We start from the raw sequence: 18734 nt of genomic DNA, 5'->3' as shown, positions 1-18734 counted from the left end.
GCCGTCCTCGCCAGTTCATTCAAACCAGGCTTACTCCCCCGGCCCCTTGCAGGCCACGATCTGGTCCTTCGTGTAGGTCGTCCACTCCGGGATCGAGATCGAGACCGGCCATTCCGGGCTGAGCGACGGGTCGGCGGCTGCCTTCAGCTTGGCCTTGCCTTCGTCGGTGGCGTTGTCCCACAGCTGCGGGTCGACCAGCACGGTCTGCTGCGCCGGCTTCTTGCCGTCGAGGATCTGCAGCGCCAGCGTCACGCCCGCGCCGCCGATCGAGCCGGGGTTGGTGACGGCTGCACCGACGAGACCTTTCACCGAGCTCAGCTGGCCGACGAAGCCGGCATTGTCGGCGCCGACCACCGGCACCAGCGGCGCCTGCGATTCGACCAGCGCGTCGACGATGACGTTGTCGATGCCCGACGTCCACACGCCGTTGAACGGCGTGCCGGTGGCCAGGAACGACAGCATCTGCTGCTTGGCCTGATCCTGCTGCCAGCCGGTGAAGACTTCCTGCGCCACCTTCACGCCGGGGTTTTCGGCCAGCGCCTTCTTGAAGCCTTTGTCGCGATCGCTATCGGCCGAGGCGCCGGCGGCGCCGCGCATGTAGAACACTTCGCCCTTGCCGCCCATCTGCTGGAACAGCCATTTGGCGCCGAGATAGGCATACTGTTCCTGGTTGTTGGAGATGATGTAGGCCGACGGTTCGGTCACCGCCTGGTCGACGGCAACGACGACGATGCCGGCCTTGGTGGCTTCTTCCAGGCCCGCCTTGATGCCCGCGGGATCAGCGGGGTTGACGACGATGGCGTCGACCTTGGCGCTGATCAGATTGCGGATGTCTTCGAGCTGGCCGGCGGCATCGGTGTTGCGGTGGGCGATGTTGAGCTTCGTCACTTCGCCCGAAGCCAGCGCCTGCGCCTTCATGGCGCAGACCATTTCCTCGCGCCAGCCATTGCCCTGCACGGTGTTGGAAATGCCGATCGTATATTTGGCTTCGGCCGACGACACGCCCATCGATGCCAGCAAGGCAGCGCCCGCAAGCAACGGGACCATGGTCAGTATTTTCTTCATGTCAGTACTCCTCCACATTGTTGTTTTTCGTCTCAGGGTCAGACCCTTCGGCAGGATCGGACCAAGTCATTCACCTCGTCATTTGACGAAGGGGCGCAGCACGTCGCGGGCGAGCAGGAAGCCCCGCTTCACCGCATCGTCGTTGCCTTCAAACCGCCTGTCCTCATGTTCGATGATGACCGAGCCGTCATAGCCGGCGCGGTAGAGGCCGGAGAAGAAGCCGCTCCAGTCGACATCGCCCAATCCCGGCATGCGCGGCACCTGCCAGCCTATCCCGGCGGAAAGAATCCCGCGCTCATACAAACCATCATGATCGATCATCAAATCCTTGGCGTGGACATGCAGCATGTAGGGGCCGAACTCCTTGATGAAGCGGCCCTGGTCGATCATCTGCCAGACCAGATGCGAGGGGTCGAAATTCATGCCGACCTCGCCGCCCCAGGCCTCGAGGATGCGCCGCCAGATGTAGGGCGAATAGGCGATGTTGTGCCCGCCCGGCCACTCGTCATAACTGAAGATCATCGGGCAGTTCTCGAAGGCGAGTTTTACCCCGTGGCCGCGCGCATAGGCGACGGTCTCGGGCCAGACTTTCAGCACGTCCTGCCAGTTGACGTCCACGGTCTTCGAGGCATCGCCGCCGCAGAAGGTGTTGACCACCGGCACGCCCATATTGGCGGCCAGCACGATGACCTTCTTCAGATGCCCGATGACGGCCTCGCGATGGGCAGGGTCCGGATGCAACGGGTTGGGATAGTAGCCGAGGCCAGAGACCGTGAGTTTCTTCTCTGCCAGCGATGCGGCAATCTCCTTGGCCTGCGCAGGCGAGGTGGAGGCGGCGTCGATATGACTGGTGCCGGCATAGCGTCGCGTCGCGCCGGAGGTTTTCGGCCAGCAGGCGATTTCCAGCGCCTCGAAGCCAACCGAGCTTGCCCAGCCGGCGACCTCGCCAAGCGGCGTCTCCGCAAAAGGTGCTGTTAGCACTCCTAGTTTCATTCTGCCTCCTAGACCCCGACGACTATAATGCCGATTGTTTGGATCGCTTCAACCTCGCGACCTCATCTTGTTCAAGACTGTGCCGGACAGCCGCCATCGGATCGTCCGACAGCAGGTCGCCCAGCGCCGATGTGACGGCCGCGCGGAACGTATCGTCGGCGGCAAGGCCGGGGTCGAATATCCCGTCGATGGCAAGGATGGCGGACACCAGCGCGCTGGCATCGTGACCGGTCGCATCGGCGATCGCGGCGACCTTGCCGGCATAGGGATCCGACACCGGCCAGCGTCTGCCGAAACGTTCCGAGGCCTGGATCAGATAGGCCATCCAGCCGGCGACCGGCACCGACAGCAGGCCAACGCTGGCGCTCTGTCTCAGCCGGTCGCGGATCGGGTTGAGCAGGCGCTGGACGATCTTCTGCGAACCGTCGGTGGCAATCTGGTGGTTGCGGTGGCGGATCGCGGTGTTCTTCAGCCGGGCAAGACTCTGCTCGACATAGGCAAGCGGCAGGATGCCCGGCACCGGCATCAGCGTCGGCACAGTCTCTTCGACCAGCATGCGCCTGATGAAGTCCGACAGCAGCGGGTCGGCCATGGCATCCGATGTGTGCTCGAGACCAGCCAGAACGCCGAGCGTGGCGAGTGCCGTCTGGGCGCCATTCAGCACCCGCATCTTGAGATGCTCAAACGGCGTGACGTCGTCGACAAAGGTGGCGCCGACCAGATCCCAGCGCGGCATGCGGCCGGCGAATTTTTCCTCGATCACCCATTGCCGGAACGGCTCACCGACAGCGACGGCGGCATCGTGGTAGCCGAACCATTGTTCGACACTGTCGAGGTCATCCTGCGTCACCGCCGGCGCGATGCGGTCGACCATGGCCGCGGGGAACGCGACATTGGCCTCTATCCAGCGGGCCAGCCCTTTGCTCCGCCGTTCGGCAAACGTCCGCACGACATTGTTCAGGATAGTACCGTTGGTCGGAATGTTGTCACAGGAGAGAAACGTTATGGGTCGCTCATGTGTGGCCCTGCGCTGCTCCAGCGCCCGCACCAACAGGCCGGGGACGCTGCGCGGCTTCTCGGGGTTGGCGAGGTCGTGGACGATATCAGGATGGCCAAGGTCGAGTTCGCCGCTGGACGGGACGTGGCAATAGCCTTTTTCCGTCACTGTCATCGTCACCAACTCGATATCGGGTGAGATCAGCACGCCGAGCGCCAGTGCCGCACTCTCCTGGCTGTCGACCACCCGGACGATGCTGCCGATGACGCGCGCCTCGATGTGGCTGTTCTCGCGGATCAGCCTTGTGTACAGCCCGCCCTGCCGTCCCAGCGTGTCGGCAAGGCTGGGCGGACGGATGTTGATGCCGACGATGCCCCAGCGGTCGAAGCGCAGCGAGATGAGATCGTCGGTGTATTCGGCCTGATGGCAGCGGTGGAAGGCGCCGACGCCGAGATGCGCCATGCCGGGCGAGAGGAGCGTACGGTCATAGGACGGTGTCTGGACCGAGGCCGGCAAGCGGTCGAGCAGCGCCGGCCCAAGCGTTTCGGTGGAAGCGCTCACCGGTTCGCCCCGATCACCGCCTGTTCCTGGTCGATGACCGCGCCGGTCATCGGTCCGGCGGCATCGGAGAGCAGGAAGACGGCGAGGCTGGCGATGTCGTCCGGCGTCAGCAGCCGGCCGAAAGGCTGCGCGGCATTGGCCTTGTCGAGCCAGCCAGGGCCGTTGCCCAATGTCTCCGCCTGCATGATGCGTTCGGCCGGCGTGTCGGTCCAGCCGACATTGATGCCGTTGACGCGGATGCGATCGAAACGGTGGGCGTTGGCGGCGTTCCTGGTCAGCGTCGCCAGCGCGCCCTTGGTGGCGGAATAGACGGCGAGTTCCGGCGAACCGCAATGGGCGTTGATCGACAGGATGTTGAGAATGGCGCCGCCCTGTCCGCGCTGCTTCATGTCGGCAATCGCCGCCTGCATCAGGAAGAACGGCGCGCGCGTGTTGACGGCAAACAGTGCCGCCCAGTCGTCGAGGCTGGCGTCGAGGAAGGAGGCGCGATCGGTCAGGCCGGCGGCGTTGACCAGCGCATCGATGCGGCCGAAGCGCTCGATGCAGGCTTGCGCCAGAAGGGTGGGGGCGTCAGGATCGGCAAGGTCGGCGGCGACGAAGATGGTCGGCGTGCCCATTTGCGAAAGCTCGGCCGCCACAGCCTCGCCACGCGTCTTCTCTCGGCCGGTGACCAGCAGCCCGGCGGCACCGGAACGCGCCAGCGTCTCGGCAATGGCGAGGCCAATGCCTTGCGTCGACCCGGTGACCAGAGCCACCTTGCCGTCAAGCCGGATCTCCATTCCTCCTCCCGGGAATAAAGTTTCTATTTTGAGAAATATGGAACGACAATTCCCGATAGTCAATTGGACCAGTGACGCCTCATTCGCCGCGCCGCGCCGCCACGCCATGGACCAGCGCCATCCCAACGGCGAGCGAGGCCGCCAGTGAGCGGAAGCCGGCAAAGTCGGATTCCACCACTTCCAGCCAGCTGTCCGAGAGCGGGATCAGCGGGCTGAAGGTGCTGTCGGTGACGGTGACGATACGCGCCTTGCGCTCATGCGCCACCGCGACGAGATCGGGCGTGATCGAATTGTAGGGGCTGAAGGAGACAGCGAGCACGGCATCCCGGCCGCCGATGCAGCCGATCTGGTCGAGTGCGGAGGACCCGACATTGTCGACCAGCACGTTGCGCACGCCTTGCTGCGAGAGCGTCAGCGAGAGATAGGCGGTGACGGGAAAGGCGCGCTTGGAGCCGATGACATAGATCAGCTCGGCCGCCGCCAGCAGCGCCACCATCTTGTCGAAACTCTCGACGTCGAAGCCGGTCTCGATGCGGCCCAGCGAGGCCTGCGATGCGCCGACCATGCCGTGCAGGAAATGCAGATTTGGCTCGGTCTCGGTGCGCGGTTCGCCGCGCCCTTCCGGCCATGAGCCCTTGATGTGCTCCTTGAACAGGCCCTGGAAATCGGAAAAGCCGGAATAGCCGAAGATCTGGGCAAAGCGCACCAGCGTCGAGGGCTGCACGCCGGCCTGTGCCGCAACCTGCGCGATGGTGCCGAGCGCGACGTCGCTCGGATGCTGCCAAAGGAAGATTGCCACCTGGCGCAGCCGCTTGGGGAAATGCACCGTGCCCGACGACAGCACCGCGCGTAGCTCCTCATAGGTCTGCGGCTGGATGTAGCCAAGCGCGGCCAGCGAGCGTCCGCGCTTGCGCGTCGCCGCCTCGTCGGTGCTGGACCGTCCGGATGCCTTGCTTGCCCCACTCATGATTTCAGGCTAGCGCGATACGATCGTTTTACAATATGAAAATTGGAAATGATGTTCGAAAGCGGTCTGCCGGGAGGAGCTTGAAAATGGTCTACGCAACATCGGACGGATCGGCGGGCAAGCGGCTCAGGGTCGGCATGGTCGGCGGCGGTCGCAATGCCTTTATCGGCGCCGTGCATCGGCTGGCCATGCGCCTGGACGACCAGATCGTACTGGTCGCCGGCGCGCTGTCGTCGAACCCGGAGAACGCCGCCGCCTCGGCCGCCGAGATCGGCATCGCGCCCGAGCGCAGCTATGCCGATTATCGCGCCATGGCACGAGCCGAAGCGGCGCGGCCGGACGGCATCGAGGCGGTGGTCATCGTCACGCCCAACCATCTGCACGCGCCGATCGCCACGGCCTTTCTCGAGGCCGGCATCGACGTCATCTGCGACAAGCCGCTGTCGACGACGCTGGCCGACGCAGAAGCATTGGTGGCGCTGGCGCGGGAGAAAAAGCGACGCTTCGTCGTCACGCTCAACAACACCGGCTACGCCATGGTCCGCCAGGCGCGCGAGATGGTGGCGGCGGGCGCGCTTGGCCGCATCGTGTCCGTGCATGGCGCCTACATCCAGGACTGGCTGACCAAGCCGATCGACGCCGAGGGCCAGAAGCAGGCGGAGTGGCGCACCGATCCGGCGCGCGCCGGGCAGTCGGCGGTGCTGGCCGATATCGGCGTGCATGCCTTCAACCTGGCAAGCTATATCTCCGGCTGTGAGGCCGAGGCGGTGTCGGCCGATCTGTTCACCGCCGTCCCCAGACGCCGGCTCGACGACAATGCGCATGTGCTGGTGCACTGGACGGGCGGGGCGCGCGGCACGATCCTCGCCAGCCAGACCTCGCCCGGCCACTACAATGATCTCTCGGTGCGCATCTATGGCGACAAAGCCGGGCTCGAATGGTCGGGCGGCCGGCCGGAAGAACTGCGCTTCTCCATCCATGGCGAGGAGACCCGCACGCTGGTGCGCGGCGGCCATGGCTCGACCACTGAGAGCCAGCGCGTGTCGCGCATGCCGGCGGCGCATCCGGAGGGATATATCGAGGCCTTCGCCAATTTCTACCGCGACGCCGCCGACATCATTCGCGCGCACCGTTCGGGCGGGTCGGTTGATCCGGCGCGCGCGGCACAGGTGCCCGATGTGGTGGAGGGCGCGCGCGGGGTGAAGTTTGTTGCGGCGGCGGTGGAGTCGAATGCAGCGGGTGGGGCTTGGACGGCGGCAAGGTTTGGGTGAGGGATAATATCGAGAAACACCGGTGCCGAAGCGCCCATTCCTGGATGGAACAAACGCGATCGGCAACGGTCTTGGCCTCAAGCAGCAAGCAATGCAGTCCAAGACGCTCTCATTCGTGCAAGGCGCTGACGAACGTTGGCTGCCTTCATATCAAGATCTCTTGCAATTCTAGGGCCATCGTCGCCGCGTGCGACGCCGATCAGAATAGCCTCATCAGTTGGAGCAAGCGCCGACGTTAATCTGCGCAACTGATCCCTTGCCTGGAGTGCAGATTCAAAATTGCTCTCGATAGACAGTCTGAATTCTTCTCGGCCAGATGTTTCGACACGCCTCAGGATACCAGCGCGACTATGCTCGCGACGGCGAACGCGACCGACAGTAGCTCTCACCTCATCAGGAACGCTGACGATCGGGAGTTGGGATGCCTGAAGATCGAGAAGATGATCTAGGCCCGCTTCCATTGCGAAGCTTCGGGCGTCGATTTTTGTACGGCTCATACAGATTTTTTGTAGGCGAGCGTACTGTTCCCACACGAGGTCATGGTCAGTCATTTTGTTTCCTATGGTCTATGAGGGACCGCTTTGGCCCTCGGGAAAACCTTAATGTCGAAAGTGACATTGGCTGAGTTCCGAAGAGGTTTTTGGAGGCGCTGTGCTACAAAAACTTTCTAGAAGGCCAATATTGCCGTCGACATAAGGCAAAATGGTTGAAAAATTCAGGAAGTTCAAGGGGCATTTGCGCCCCCTGATCAAATATTAAGCAGTTAGCTGAATGCGGAGTGTTTCGGACCATTTTCGCCGGAAAGCGTCAAAGGTCGTAGCAGCCGCACTATTTTCTCGGCTCATGATGCTCTGGGCGCGAGCCAGGGACAGCAGCATCAACTCCAAGGCGACAAGAGGCCCGTCTGACCCGGCTGAAGCTGTGGGCTCTGTTTCTTCTTCATTGCCTCCTGCGGCAACAGTTGTCATTAGCGGTGCATAAAGTTGCGCGTAGAATGGGTGAGCGGTGTTGATCGTCAAAATCACACGGCCAAACTTGTTTTCTACGTGGTAGAAAGGCCAATATTCATCATGGCGATACGTAATTATGTATTTTGACCCTTTTACTCGCTCAAATGCTTCATCGTCGGTCTCGCTATCTCGTTTGACGACTACTGCAAGGCCCCGCAGATTGGCATCTATTTGGGCGCGTTCTTCCTCGGACAAATCAGACTCTAGCACCTCCGATTGAAAGGGGTCTGTCTCGTTGGCTTTCAACTCTGCTGCACTGAGAGATGATCCCTTGTCTCGGGTATTTCGCTGCGCCTGAAATCTTTGGATTTCCGATCGCACTGTAGAAATGTCGTCACCTATCGCGGAGTTAATGGCATCAATGACATAGCCTTTGGGTCGGACTCCCTGTTTGTTGGAGGCAACGCCAAAAGCTTCGTCTAGTTCGCCTGGGAAGTCTATTTCGATTCGAAACCAGTTGGTGTCGGAATGGCGCTTTGTAATCTGTGGGATGTATCCGGCAAAAACCTCACGATCATTCCGGAGTATTGAGATGTTTTGTCCTGAGAAAACACCGATATCCTTCAGCATTTTCCTCGGGTACCCCGCCCATTCTTCAATCGGAAGGGCGTATAATTTGACAGTCGCTTCGAATGTTTGTGGTTTGTTTTCATGCTGTCTAAGTGTAATTTTACGAGCGACAACCAAGCGGCTTGTAGTGATTTTTAGCAGATCCAGCTTCGCATGCCGAGCGTTCGGCATCGATAGAGTGGGGTCGACGGGATCAACCCGACGATTGTTGATGTAGAGCTTTAGGCCCTTCGCAAGCTCTCGGCGATATACATGAGCCATCTCCTTGGTCGCATGTTCGACAAGGGTTCGATCAGTTGCGAAGCTCAGGCGATCACATTCGGGCATGTAGACGATGGTACCAGTGCGGCCTAGGGTATCATTTACATCCTCTCCCTGGGCAGTAGGAACGTCTTGATCGTCCCGGCTCTTTGGAAAGCGCATAGCTTTGACAAAGAAATCAGTGATATCGGGAGAGAGCTCAGTAATGAATTCGGGTGCAGGCAACGCGATTAGGTTCGCCTTGTCTCGCCCAATAGCGTCGCTGTCGAGAACCATACGATAGTATGCTTTGGGCTCTTGCCAAGAATAAATTTCTACTACTGGCGACATTGAAAGTCCGGCAGTTTTCATGCCCATGCCGAAACGACCAATGCCGGAGCGACTACCGAATGTCATAGAGCCGCCGAAGGAAGTAGCTACCTGCAATACGTTGGGTGCCATGCCTCGACCATTGTCCCAGACCATAATGTCGGTCTGCAGATCGCCTTGGCGGCCAGCTTGTCGGATGAAGATTCGGACATCCGCGGCGCCAGCGCCGATGGAGTTGTCGACATGTTCGCAGAGTGCAGAAGTGGTGCTGTCATAGCCGACGTCACGCAAAGACTGAACAAATGTCTGTGCCAGAAACAATGGAACAGCCGCTGATTCCTTCAGTGCTCGTGTTAGAACCGCGCGGCCGCCTCTGGGTGCATCAGCAGCCCATTTAGGTGAAAATGTCTCAGCCTCAACCAGCTCTTGAACCTCAGTTGGCTCGTTTGTCGCGTCTTCGGGAGTGGCCGTATCGGAAACGATGTTGTTCATTTTGATGGTCCTATTTTCTGTGGCGACCGTTATGGCCGCACGGGTCAAGGGCATCATTGCGCCCTCAACTATAAAGGAGCTGGCGACGGCAAAGTGTGACAAAGATATGAGCTACTGGAAGCTTGCGCTTTTCGCGCCCGCTCGTCGCTCTGGTGGCACGGTCATCGGCTCACGACCTCGGCGGTATCAAAGCGGGGCCTCAACAGCTGGCGTTTCTCGAAAAATATGGGTTCACCGCGTCGGCAGCCTATTCCGTCATTGAGGGCTATGCGCTTAAGGGGAAGCTGACTTCGTCCGTCGATATCGAAGATGAACGCCTTTCCCTGCCTCTGAGGGACTGGCGTCGTTGCAAGATTTTGGAGAATTGGTGTGAAGAATAGTCATTATGTCCCGGCGCTGCTGCTCGGGCGGAGAAAAGGAATCAGGCCCTATGCGAAGCTTGAGGCCATGTGGGCTTCCGTTCCCGAAAAACGCAAGATCGAGTGTCACAACGTCGCTTACGACGCGGACACGGGGGCGGGTTCTTACGCCCTCCACCTCGAATGCATCGAAAAGGGAAGAAAGTAGGCAGCTTCACGCCTTCGCCCGTGGATACGACGCTATCCCTTGATCGCCGAGCCGACGATGGAATCGACGAAGAAGCGCTGCAGGAAGACGAACAGGATGAGCGGCGGCAGCACGGCGAGCGTCGCGCCGGCCATCACCAGGCCGGTGTTGACCGCGCCCCTGTTGTAGCTGAGCAGGCGGCTCAGGCTGATGACGATCGGGTAGGCGTCGGCATTGCCTTGCAGCACGGTCAGCGGCCAGAGATAGCTGTTCCAGTGATAGACGAAGGCGAACAAAGCGAGCGCCGCGATTGCCGGCGCGACGCTTGGCGCGACGATCTTGTAGAGGATCAAAAACTCCGAGGCGCCGTCCATGCGCGCGGCGTCGATCAGGTCGTCAGGCACGCCGGAGATGAACTGGCGCATCAGGAAGATGCCGAAAGCATTGGCGAGATTGGGCACGATGATGCCGGCGAGGCTGGCGTTGAGGCCGATCGAGCCGACCAGGCGATAGAGCGGGATCAGCGTCACGATCGGCGGCAGGAACATGGTGGCGATCAGCACAGAGAACAGCAGCGACTTGGCGGGGAAGTGGTATTTGGCGAAGGCGTAGCCGGCCATCATGCTGGTCAGCAGGATGCCGGCGGTGGTGATCGAGGCGATGACCAGGGAATTCCACATCGAGCGGCCGACATTGACCACGCCCGACACCTTCTCATAGGCGTCGAAGCTCGGCGTAAGGGGGATCCACACCGGCGGCACCTGCATGCTCTCGGCCGGCGTCTTGAGGCTCGACAGCACCATCCATACCAGCGGGAAGGCCGAGGCGACGGCGACCAGCAGCATCAGCGTCGCCAGCAGCGCCTTGCGGCCCGACGGGCGCCGGCGCGACAGCCGGCTCGACGATCCCGCGCTCATTCGTCGTTCTTCCGGTTGGCGAAGGCAAACAGCACGCAGACGACGACAATCAGCGAAAGCATCAGCATCACCGCCATGGCCGAACCCAGTCCACCCTGCGCACGCTCGATGCCGACGCGGCGGATGTGGTAGGTCAGCACATTGGTCGAGCCGACCGGCCCGCCCTGCGTGATCAGGGCAACCGGCTCGAACACCTGCACGGCGTTAATGATGGCGATGACGGCGCTGAACAGAAGCGTGCGCCGTATCAGCGGCAGGGTGATGAAGCGGAACTGCTCGAAACGGTTGGCGCCGTCGAGCTTTGCTGCTTCATACAGGCTGCCGGGGATTTGTGTCAGTCCGGCGATCGCCAGCACGGTGAAATAGCCGACCTGCTGCCAGACATTGAGGAAGACGATCGAGATCAGCGCCGAGCGCGGCGACGACAGGAAAGGCTGCGGGCCGATGCCGATAAGGCCGAGCATCTGGTTGAGAGGGCCTTCGCTCGGCGAATAGAGTTTCGACCACACCAGCGCGACAGCGATCATAGGCACCATGTAGGTGGCAAACAGCACCGTGCGCAGCGCCGTGCCGCCGGCGACGTCGCGCTGGTAAACCATCAGGCCGAAGGCCACCGACAGAGGCAGGATGAGGACGACGGAGAGCGCGGTGTAGACGGCTGTGTTGGCGAGCGCGGCCTTGAAATCGCGGCCGACCGAGGAGACCCCAAAAATCTCGCGGAAATTGTCGACGCCGACGAAGCCGGCGCTGGAAAACGGCGTCTGCGTCGACCAGTCCTGGAACGACAGCCAGACGGTGAGCAGCATCGGCAACAGGATGAAGATGCCGATCAGCGTCACGGCGGGCGCCAGCATGATGCCCGCCGAGGCACGATACCTCTGAATCATTATTTGGCGGCGCGCTCCAGGATCGAAATGGCGTCGGCCTGCGCCGTCGCCTGCGCATCCTTGGCCGAGACCTGGCCATACTGCAACGCCTCGAGCGTCTGCTGCAGCGATTCCGAGAATTCCTGGCCGCCGGGCACGACAGGGAACGGCTTGGCGTCGGTGAGCACGCTGACATAGCCGGAGAGGAATTCCGAGCCGAGCTTGTCCTTGTGCGCCTCGATGTCGGAGAGGCGTGAGGGCAGGATGCCCATCGACATCAGGATATCCGACATCGCGGAAGCGCCGTTCTTGCCGGACTTTGGATTGTTCAGCCAGGCGAGGAAGTCCCACGCCGCCTTCTGCTCGGCCGCACCTGCATTGGCGTTGACCACGGTCATCCAGGAGTAGGATATCGAATGCGGCTTGTCGCCGCTCGGGCCGACGGGAATCGGCGCCGTTGCAATGTCGGCGAATCTGTCGCCCATGCCGGCCTTCAGCGCGCTCTCCCACCAATTGGCCATGATGATCATGCCGGTCTTGCCGGAGACGAAATTGTCGAGGAAGGGGCCGGTGGTGTTGGCGTCGGCTGTCGCCATCGAAGGCACGCTGGCGCCGGACTTGATCAGGTCTTCATAGAGCTGGAAAGTCTCCGCGGCCTGCGGGCTGTCGAGCACCGGCTTGCCGTCCTTGACCAGGTCGCCGCCATTGGACACCAGCAGCGAGGCGAAGGGGTGGACAACGCCGGCCGCCCAGGAGTTGATCATGCCGAAGCCTTGCTGTCCCGCATCCTGGTTGGTCAGCTTCTTGGCCGCATCCTTGAACTCGTCCCAGGTCTTGGGTGGCGCCGCGATGCCGGCCTGCTTGAACAGCGCCTTGTTGTAGTTCAGCGCATAGACGTCGATTTCGTTGGGGATGCCGTAGAGCGTGCCGCCGACCGAGGCGGCGCTGGTGATGCCCGCCGGCCATGCGGCCTTGACCTCGCTGGCCACCGCATCGGGGGCGGGCGCGACCAGCTTGTCGCGCGCCAGTTCCGGCAACCAGAGATCGTAGATGCCGCCGATGGTTGGGCCGTCCGCGCCGCCGCCTTGCGAGCGCAACGTGGTCAGGAGGTCGCCGAAGGGGACGGCGCGCACGGTGACGCTGACATCCGGATTGGTCTTGGCATAATCCTTGGCCGCCGCTTCCAGCAGCGCCACCGTCTCCGGCGACCAGTGGGTGAGATAGGAGATGTCGACCGATTGCGCCCAGGCCGTGGCGGGCAGGATGGCGAGGCCTGCGGCCAGTGCCAGTTTCGACGTCCAGGCAAACGACATTCCTCATCCTCCCTATCGGTTCACATGAGGTTATGACAAGTCAGCGCGGCGACGCAAGGGCTTGCTGGGGAAAAAGTCTCACATGGTACGGTCACAGATTTCTTTGCGGCGCTGGAATGTGGATATTTATCGTTAGGTAACAAACGGATGCAGGTACTGCAATGTCGTGAGCGGGCCAACGCCGCCATTCCTGAGGCGCAGCAGACCTCTTGCGAATACCGCTATGTCGTTATAATGACTTTTGCCGAACCAATGACTTCTCACGGCACGGGAACGCCGCGGGACGCCAAGGACAGAGAACAATGGGAGACTGGCAATGAGCATGCTTTCACTTCACCGGCGCGCAGCGCTTAGGCTGATCGGCGGCCTTGCCGCCGCCTGCGCCGGCGTCTTTGCCTCATTGCCGGCGCGAGCCGCCGACAGCACGGTGACGCTGTGGAGCTGGCGCACCGAGGACGAGGCGGCGATGCGCCGCATCTTCGATGCCTTCGAGGCGAAGAATCCCGGCATCAAGGTCGCCATCCAGTTCACGCCCGATGCCGATTACCAGAACCGGCTGAGCACGGCGCTGCGGGGCGGCCGCGGGCCCGACATCGCGCAGCTCAAGGCCTATGGCGAGTTGCAGCCCTTCGTCGAGGCCGGCTATCTCGACGCGCTGGACGACAGCGTGCCGGAGCTGAAGAACATGGAGGACGCAGCGCTTGGCGGCGTGCGTGGCCGCGCTGACGGCAAGCTCTACGGCGTGCCCTACTCGGTGCCGATGATGGGCGTCTTCTACAACCAGGATATCTTCGCCGCCCAGGGCATCGAGATCCCCAAGACCTACAAGGATTTCACCGCCGTCTGCGAGAAGCTGAAGGCGGCCGGCATCACGCCGATCGCCACCGGCGGCGCCAACGGCTCGGCCTGGGAACTGGAGATCGCCGTCGGGGTCGTCGGCCCGACCGTCTATGGTCCTGAATTCTACGACGAGATGATGAGCGGCAAGGCGACCTTCCAGGATCCGCGCTATGTGGCGGCGCTGAAGCGCTTCGCCGAGCTGAAGCCGTATTTCCCCGACGGCTTCGCCGGCATCGACTACACCACCGCCACGCAGCAGTTCATCGGCGGCAAGGCGGCGATGTTCCTCGGCGGTTCGTTCGAGAACGGCAGCTTCAAGGCGCAGAACCCGAAGCTGAAATTCTCGATCTTCCCGTTCCCCGCCGACGATGCCGGGGCAAAACTCTACACCTCGGCCTTCTCCGACGGCTCCTATGGCCTGGTCTCCGAGAGCCAGAACAAGGAAGCCGCGACCAAGGTGCTGGGCTTCATGGCTTCGGCAGAGTTCGCGCAGATGTTCGCCGACGAGCTCGGCTGGCCGCCGGCCCGCACGGATGTGACGTTGAAGGATCCAGTGCTGGCCGCGATGATGGAGATGGCGAAGAATTCGACGCCGTATCTGACGCTGGTCGGCTTCCGCTGGCAGTCGCCGACGGCGTCTTCGGTGCTGCAGTCGGAGATCATCGACATGGTCGAAGGCAACATCGCGCCGGAGAAGCTGGCGGCCGACATGCAGGCCGCCGTCGCCACCTGGTTCAAGCCGAAGCAGTAGGCGCGGCCGGTCGCAAAAGCGGCCGGCCTCTCACGGACCAGAAAAGCGCATGAGCACCCTTCGCCGCACCAGCAGCCTTCGCCGCACGCAGCAGCGCATGGCAGTGCTGTTCATCCTGCCGGCGCTGGCGGTCTATGCGCTGTTCGTCCTCTATCCCCTGGGGATGTCGCTGTGGGGCAGCTTCTTCGTCTGGAAAGGGCTGCGCATGGTCGAGTTCGCCGGCCCGTCGAATTTCTCAAGGCTGTTCGTTTTCCCCAGCGGCGCGCGGATCTACGGCGCGCTGTGGCACAACACCGCCTGGTTCTTCGGCATCATGGTCTTCCAAAATGGCCTCGGCCTGTTGTTCGCCTGGCTGCTGTTCCTGCGCGACAAGGGTGCGGCGTTCTTCCAGTCGTTGTTCTTCTTTCCGGCGGTGCTGAGCCCGGTCATCGTCGGCGCGCTGTGGCGGTTGCTTTTGGCACCGGGCGGCGTCGTCGAATGGGCGCTGAACGGGCTTGGCCTGCACCAGGGCAGCCTGACCGTGCTCGGCAACAGCCACACCGCGCTTGCCATGCTGATCGCCGTCGATGCCTGGAACTGGATGGGCCTGCCGGTGCTGATCTACACGGCAGGTCTGCGGCAGATTTCCGGCCAGATTTTCGAGGCGGCAAAACTTGACGGCGCCGGCAATGCGCGCATGCTGTTCTCGATCGCGCTGCCGCTGCTGATGCCGGCGCTGGGCACGCTGACGACGCTGTCGTTCATCAACACCTTCAACCAGTTCGACATCGTCTATGTCATGCAGGGCGTGCAGGGCAATCCGAGCTATTCGACCGACACGCTGGTGACCTACTTCTACCGGCTGGCCTTCGGGGCGGAAGGCGCTGTCGGCATCACCGATATCGGTCTGGCGCTGGCGCTCGGCACCGTGCTGTTTTTGATCCTCAGCATCGGCACGCTCATGATGCTGCGCTCCTTCGACCGCCGCACGGTGCAGCTATGAGCGCGCTGGCGATTTCGCAAAGACCGGCCATCTCTCGGCAGCTGGCGCGGCTGCCCGGCTGGACGGTGCTGGTCGTTTGGACGGCGGCCGTGCTGTTGCCGCTCTACATCCTCATCGTCTCCTGTTTCAAGACCACGGCCGAGATCTACGACAACAGGCTCGGCCTGCCGCAAAGCTTTGCCTTCGACAATTTCATCAACGCCTGGACGCGCGCCGATCTCGGCCAGAATTTCATCAACAGCCTGATCGTCACGGGCGGCGCCGTCATACTCACCATCGTCGTCTCGGCGATGGCGGCCTATCCGCTCAGCCGCTACAAGCTTGGCTGGAATGCCATCATGCTCGGCCTGTTCCTGTCCGGCATCATGCTGCCCATCCGGTTGGCCTCGGTCGAACTGTTCACGTTGATGCGCAATCTCGGCCTGCTGGATTCGCTGACCGGGCTGATCCTGGTCTATTCGGCGATCCGCATTCCCTTCGCCGTCTTCATCTTCGCCAATTTCATGCGCGTCTTGCCCTCCGAGTTGGACGAGGCGGCGCGCATGGACGGCGCCGGCGAGGTGCGCATCCTGTTCCAGATCATCCTGCCGATGGTCAAGCCGGCGGTGTCGATCGTGGCAATCTTCACCGCGATCGCGGTGTGGAACGATTTCTTCTTCCCGCTGATCTTCATCTTCGACGACCGCTACAAGACGGTGCCGCTGGCGATCAGCGTCTTCGTCGGCCAGTTCCGCACCGACTGGGGTCTGGTGTTCGCCTCGCTGGCGATATCCATGGCGCCCATCCTGATCATGTATTGTCTGCTGGCGCGCCAGATTCGCGAAGGCGTCGGTACCGGAGGGGGCATGAAATGATCGAAGACAGGATTTATGCGGCGAAATCGATCCTGGTGGTCGGCGCGCACGCCTTCGATGCCGAGGTGATGGCCGGGCCGCTGGCGGCCGCTGCCGTCAAGCGCGGCGCCACGGTGACCTTCCTGCATCTGACCATGGGTGAGCAGGGCCATCCGTACCTGGTTCCCGCGCATTATTGCGTGCAGAAGGAAGAGGAAGCGGGCAGCGCGGCGGAGCGGCTCGGCGTCACCATGCGTGGCTTTGGCCTGCGCGACGGCTTCCTGCCCACAGACGATCAGACGGCGCTCGAGGTGGGCGACATCATTCGCGAGCTGAAACCCGAGATCGTCATCACCCATTGGCATGGCAGCTGGCACAAGGACCATCGCGCCGCCGCGCATTTGACGAAGACCGGTATCTTCTTCGCCGGACTGCCGACCGTTGCCAGCGACCATCCGGCGCACACGCCGCAACTGCTGCTGTTCGGCGAAAACTGGGAGGACGATGACGGCTTCCGGCCCGAGCATCTCGTCGATGTCAGCGACGGGTTCGAGGCCTGGCGCGACGCGGTCATGGAGTATGAGCTGGCGCGCGGCCTGAGCAGCTTCCCCTATGTGGACTATTACAGTTCGCTCTACCGGCTGCGCGGCTGCCTGCGCGGCACGCGCCATGCGCAGGCCTTCGCGGCGGCGTCGCATTCGTGGAATGCCGGCAGCGGCCTGTTCTCGCTCCCCTTCGGCAAAGGGTCCGGTCGATGAGGCGGGTACTCGCCATCGACCTCGGCGGCACCAATCTGCGCGCTGCCGTATCTCCGGGCGATGTCGGTGCGTTGGAGGCGCTGGGCAGCGAGCCGGCGCCGGCAACCCTTGATGCCTTCATTGCGCGCATCGACGCGCTGTGCGCTGAGGCCGGGTCGGTCTCAGCGCTTGGCATCGCGGTGCCGGGTCTGGTCGAGGGCTCAATCTGCCGCTGGATCCCCAACTTGCCGTTCCTCGACGGCGTCGATATCCAGCCGCTGTTTCCCAAACTGCGCGTAGCGCTCGGCAATGACGCACAGATCGCGCTGCTGGGAGAGGCTGTCGAAGGCAGTGCGAAAAACATGCCGGATGCGATCCTGCTCGCCATCGGCACCGGCATCGGTTCGGCGGTGCTGGCCAATGGCCGCATCGTTGCCGGCGCGCATGGCGGCGCCTGCTCGTTCGGCTGGGCCTGCGCCGACGTCAAAGACCATGGCGAGGAGCGCAGCGGCTGGCTGGAGCGCGTCGCGTCGGGCCGGGCGCTCGATGCCCTTGCCGGACAGATCGGCCTTGCCGACGGCCGCCAGCTGATCGCCGCTGCCCAGGCCGGCGAACTGGCCGCACTCACCTTGCTTGAACTGCCGGCGCGACAGCTCGGCACCGCGCTTGCAGGCGCTGTCGCGCTGCTCGATCCGCAAGCGGTGCTGATTTCGGGTGGTTTGGCGGAGGCGCTGGATGTGATCCGGCCGCCGCTGCTTGCGGCGCTGCGACGTCAACTGCCGCCACATCTGCGCGGCATCGACGTCAAGGCTGGAAAGTTCGGTCCCCGCGCCGGTCTGGTCGGCGCGGCGCTGGCCGGCGCCGTTGGGCAAGGGTGGAGGCAGGTGCGATGAGCGAAGCAAGCTTTCAGCAGCCGGACCGCAGACGGCCGGAGCCGCTCTGGTACCAGGTCGAAGAGGCGATCCGCGCCATCGTCAAGAGCGGCGAATGGGCAACGGGCGACCAGATCCCGGCGGAGGACAGGCTGTGCGCCCTGTTCGGCGTCAGCCGAATCACGCTGCGCCACGCCTTGCGCAATCTCGAGGAGGCAGGACTGCTCAGGCGCGAACATGGCCGCGGCACGTTCGTGCGCTCGACCACGCTGGTCGCCGGCACGCGCGAGCTGACCAGCTTTACCCAGGAGATGGGCAATATGGGCGTGGTCGCGGGCTCGCGCCTGCTCGACTGCAGCCTGACCACCGCCAATGCGGCGGCTGCCGGCGCGCTGGAGATCGAGGAGGGCGATCCGGTGGTGCGCATTCGCAGGCTGCGGCTCGGCAACAATGAGCCGATCGGCATCCAGACGGCGCAGCTGTCGGCCGTGCGCGTGCCGGGCTTCCTCGATGCCGGCCTGCTGCAGGGCTCGCTCTACGAGGCGCTGGAGCGCCATTACGGCATCGTGCCGGTGGCCGCGCGGGAGAACTACCGGGTCGGCGCGGTCGGCGCGGCGGACGCCGAACTGCTCGACCTCGCTGTCGGCAGCCCGGCCTTCGTCGTCGAACGCATCACCACCGACGAGCGCGGCCCGTTCGAATTCACGGTCTCGATCATGCGCGGCGACCGCTACGAAATCCGCTCGACGCTGCGCGCCGGACGCGTGCCGCTGAACCCGAGAAGCTGATCCATTCCAGACCG

Annotated in this window: 18 protein-coding genes; 8 read left to right on the top strand and 10 right to left on the bottom strand. The window is 62.8% G+C overall.

The features are described from left to right. Positions 1-30: 30 nt before the first annotated feature. The 5 genes from NKI46_RS02600 to NKI46_RS02580 all read right to left on the bottom strand — a co-directional run bounded on the left by NKI46_RS02600 (position 31) and on the right by NKI46_RS02580 (position 5362). Positions 31-1065: an ABC transporter substrate-binding protein gene (locus tag NKI46_RS02600; RefSeq protein ID WP_023683115.1), complete on the bottom strand. Its 1035-nt coding sequence runs from the start codon at positions 1063-1065 to the stop codon at positions 31-33. A gap of 78 nt (positions 1066-1143) precedes the next feature. Continuing rightward, a complete protein-coding gene (locus NKI46_RS02595; protein ID WP_352744596.1) occupies positions 1144-2058 on the bottom strand; it encodes a sugar phosphate isomerase/epimerase family protein in 915 nt (304 codons plus the stop codon). 22 nt (positions 2059-2080) lie between these two features. Then, complete coding sequence (locus NKI46_RS02590) at positions 2081-3616, bottom strand: mannitol dehydrogenase family protein (protein WP_023737572.1); 1536 nt, start codon at positions 3614-3616, stop codon at positions 2081-2083. Next, on the bottom strand, positions 3613-4395 hold the full coding sequence (locus NKI46_RS02585; RefSeq protein ID WP_352744593.1) for an SDR family oxidoreductase: 783 nt from the start codon (positions 4393-4395) through the stop codon (positions 3613-3615). Before NKI46_RS02585 ends, NKI46_RS02590 begins: the two co-directional genes overlap by 4 nt. Positions 4396-4474: 79 nt before the next feature. Further along, complete coding sequence (locus NKI46_RS02580) at positions 4475-5362, bottom strand: MurR/RpiR family transcriptional regulator (protein ID WP_352498316.1); 888 nt, start codon at positions 5360-5362, stop codon at positions 4475-4477. 86 nt (positions 5363-5448) lie between these two features. On the opposite strand from NKI46_RS02580, the gene NKI46_RS02575 reads away from it, so the two are divergent. Beyond that, entirely contained in the window at positions 5449-6633 is a 1185-nt protein-coding gene (locus NKI46_RS02575; RefSeq protein ID WP_352744590.1) for a Gfo/Idh/MocA family protein, read from the top strand. 77 nt (positions 6634-6710) lie between these two features. Here NKI46_RS02575 and NKI46_RS02570 read toward each other — a convergent pair whose 3' ends face one another. Then, entirely contained in the window at positions 6711-7184 is a 474-nt protein-coding gene (locus tag NKI46_RS02570) for a hypothetical protein (RefSeq protein WP_352744588.1), read from the bottom strand. 204 nt (positions 7185-7388) lie between these two features. Beyond that, complete coding sequence (locus NKI46_RS02565; protein WP_352744586.1) at positions 7389-9275, bottom strand: ATP-binding protein; 1887 nt, start codon at positions 9273-9275, stop codon at positions 7389-7391. Between the two features lie 122 nt (positions 9276-9397). Here NKI46_RS02565 and NKI46_RS02560 point away from each other — a divergent pair, with 122 nt between their 5' ends. After that, complete coding sequence (locus tag NKI46_RS02560; RefSeq protein WP_352744583.1) at positions 9398-9655, top strand: hypothetical protein; 258 nt, start codon at positions 9398-9400, stop codon at positions 9653-9655. Between the two features lie 219 nt (positions 9656-9874). On the opposite strand, the gene NKI46_RS02555 is transcribed toward NKI46_RS02560, so the two are convergent. From NKI46_RS02555 to NKI46_RS02545, 3 genes are read right to left on the bottom strand one after another with little or no spacing between them, the layout of a single operon-like run. Then, a complete protein-coding gene (locus NKI46_RS02555) occupies positions 9875-10738 on the bottom strand; it encodes a carbohydrate ABC transporter permease (protein ID WP_352744581.1) in 864 nt (287 codons plus the stop codon). Continuing rightward, positions 10735-11625, bottom strand: a complete 891-nt coding sequence (locus NKI46_RS02550; protein WP_352744578.1) for a carbohydrate ABC transporter permease — start codon at positions 11623-11625, stop codon at positions 10735-10737. The genes NKI46_RS02555 and NKI46_RS02550 overlap by 4 nt, the downstream gene beginning before the upstream one ends. Beyond that, complete coding sequence (locus tag NKI46_RS02545; protein WP_352744576.1) at positions 11625-12917, bottom strand: ABC transporter substrate-binding protein; 1293 nt, start codon at positions 12915-12917, stop codon at positions 11625-11627. The genes NKI46_RS02550 and NKI46_RS02545 overlap by 1 nt, the downstream gene beginning before the upstream one ends. A gap of 316 nt (positions 12918-13233) precedes the next feature. Here NKI46_RS02545 and NKI46_RS02540 point away from each other — a divergent pair, with 316 nt between their 5' ends. From NKI46_RS02540 to NKI46_RS02515, 6 genes are read left to right on the top strand one after another with little or no spacing between them, the layout of a single operon-like run. Then, positions 13234-14508, top strand: a complete 1275-nt coding sequence (locus NKI46_RS02540) for an extracellular solute-binding protein (protein ID WP_352744575.1) — start codon at positions 13234-13236, stop codon at positions 14506-14508. A 49-nt stretch (positions 14509-14557) separates the two neighbouring features. Next, positions 14558-15490, top strand: a complete 933-nt coding sequence (locus NKI46_RS02535; RefSeq protein WP_352744573.1) for a carbohydrate ABC transporter permease — start codon at positions 14558-14560, stop codon at positions 15488-15490. Then, positions 15487-16344 carry a carbohydrate ABC transporter permease gene (locus NKI46_RS02530; protein WP_023698619.1) on the top strand — a complete coding sequence of 286 codons (858 nt, stop codon included), beginning with the start codon at positions 15487-15489 and terminating at the stop codon, positions 16342-16344. The genes NKI46_RS02535 and NKI46_RS02530 overlap by 4 nt, the downstream gene beginning before the upstream one ends. Further along, on the top strand, positions 16341-17081 hold the full coding sequence (locus NKI46_RS02525) for a PIG-L deacetylase family protein (RefSeq protein ID WP_031195993.1): 741 nt from the start codon (positions 16341-16343) through the stop codon (positions 17079-17081). Before NKI46_RS02530 ends, NKI46_RS02525 begins: the two co-directional genes overlap by 4 nt. Continuing rightward, positions 17078-17953 (top strand): ROK family protein, encoded by an 876-nt coding sequence (locus NKI46_RS02520; RefSeq protein WP_352744571.1) that lies wholly within the window; start codon positions 17078-17080, stop codon positions 17951-17953. Before NKI46_RS02525 ends, NKI46_RS02520 begins: the two co-directional genes overlap by 4 nt. Then, complete coding sequence (locus NKI46_RS02515; RefSeq protein ID WP_023683130.1) at positions 17950-18720, top strand: GntR family transcriptional regulator; 771 nt, start codon at positions 17950-17952, stop codon at positions 18718-18720. The genes NKI46_RS02520 and NKI46_RS02515 overlap by 4 nt, the downstream gene beginning before the upstream one ends. Positions 18721-18734 lie beyond the last annotated feature (14 nt).

Origin of the sequence: Mesorhizobium sp. M0615, assembly GCF_040320805.1 — a bacterium.
In the GTDB taxonomy this organism is placed as follows: Bacteria; Pseudomonadota; Alphaproteobacteria; order Rhizobiales; family Rhizobiaceae; genus Mesorhizobium.
Note: the sequence above shows the minus strand (reverse complement) of the source record. Positions and strands in the feature narration are given on the sequence as shown.

Excerpts from the sequence above, each read along its gene's own strand:
- NKI46_RS02600 (WP_023683115.1), bottom strand. The coding sequence starts at position 1,065 with ATGAAGAAAATACTGACCATGGTCCCGTTGCTTGCGGGCGCTGCCTTG.
- NKI46_RS02595 (WP_352744596.1), bottom strand. The coding sequence starts at position 2,058 with ATGAAACTAGGAGTGCTAACAGCACCTTTTGCGGAGACGCCGCTTGGC.
- NKI46_RS02585 (WP_352744593.1), bottom strand. The coding sequence starts at position 4,395 with ATGGAGATCCGGCTTGACGGCAAGGTGGCTCTGGTCACCGGGTCGACG.
- NKI46_RS02580 (WP_352498316.1), bottom strand. The coding sequence starts at position 5,362 with ATGAGTGGGGCAAGCAAGGCATCCGGACGGTCCAGCACCGACGAGGCG.
- NKI46_RS02575 (WP_352744590.1), top strand. The coding sequence starts at position 5,449 with ATGGTCTACGCAACATCGGACGGATCGGCGGGCAAGCGGCTCAGGGTC.
- NKI46_RS02570 (WP_352744588.1), bottom strand. The coding sequence starts at position 7,184 with ATGACTGACCATGACCTCGTGTGGGAACAGTACGCTCGCCTACAAAAA.
- NKI46_RS02565 (WP_352744586.1), bottom strand. The coding sequence starts at position 9,275 with ATGAACAACATCGTTTCCGATACGGCCACTCCCGAAGACGCGACAAAC.
- NKI46_RS02555 (WP_352744581.1), bottom strand. The coding sequence starts at position 10,738 with ATGAGCGCGGGATCGTCGAGCCGGCTGTCGCGCCGGCGCCCGTCGGGC.
- NKI46_RS02550 (WP_352744578.1), bottom strand. The coding sequence starts at position 11,625 with ATGATTCAGAGGTATCGTGCCTCGGCGGGCATCATGCTGGCGCCCGCC.
- NKI46_RS02545 (WP_352744576.1), bottom strand. The coding sequence starts at position 12,917 with ATGTCGTTTGCCTGGACGTCGAAACTGGCACTGGCCGCAGGCCTCGCC.
- NKI46_RS02540 (WP_352744575.1), top strand. The coding sequence starts at position 13,234 with ATGAGCATGCTTTCACTTCACCGGCGCGCAGCGCTTAGGCTGATCGGC.
- NKI46_RS02535 (WP_352744573.1), top strand. The coding sequence starts at position 14,558 with ATGAGCACCCTTCGCCGCACCAGCAGCCTTCGCCGCACGCAGCAGCGC.
- NKI46_RS02530 (WP_023698619.1), top strand. The coding sequence starts at position 15,487 with ATGAGCGCGCTGGCGATTTCGCAAAGACCGGCCATCTCTCGGCAGCTG.
- NKI46_RS02525 (WP_031195993.1), top strand. The coding sequence starts at position 16,341 with ATGATCGAAGACAGGATTTATGCGGCGAAATCGATCCTGGTGGTCGGC.
- NKI46_RS02520 (WP_352744571.1), top strand. The coding sequence starts at position 17,078 with ATGAGGCGGGTACTCGCCATCGACCTCGGCGGCACCAATCTGCGCGCT.
- NKI46_RS02515 (WP_023683130.1), top strand. The coding sequence starts at position 17,950 with ATGAGCGAAGCAAGCTTTCAGCAGCCGGACCGCAGACGGCCGGAGCCG.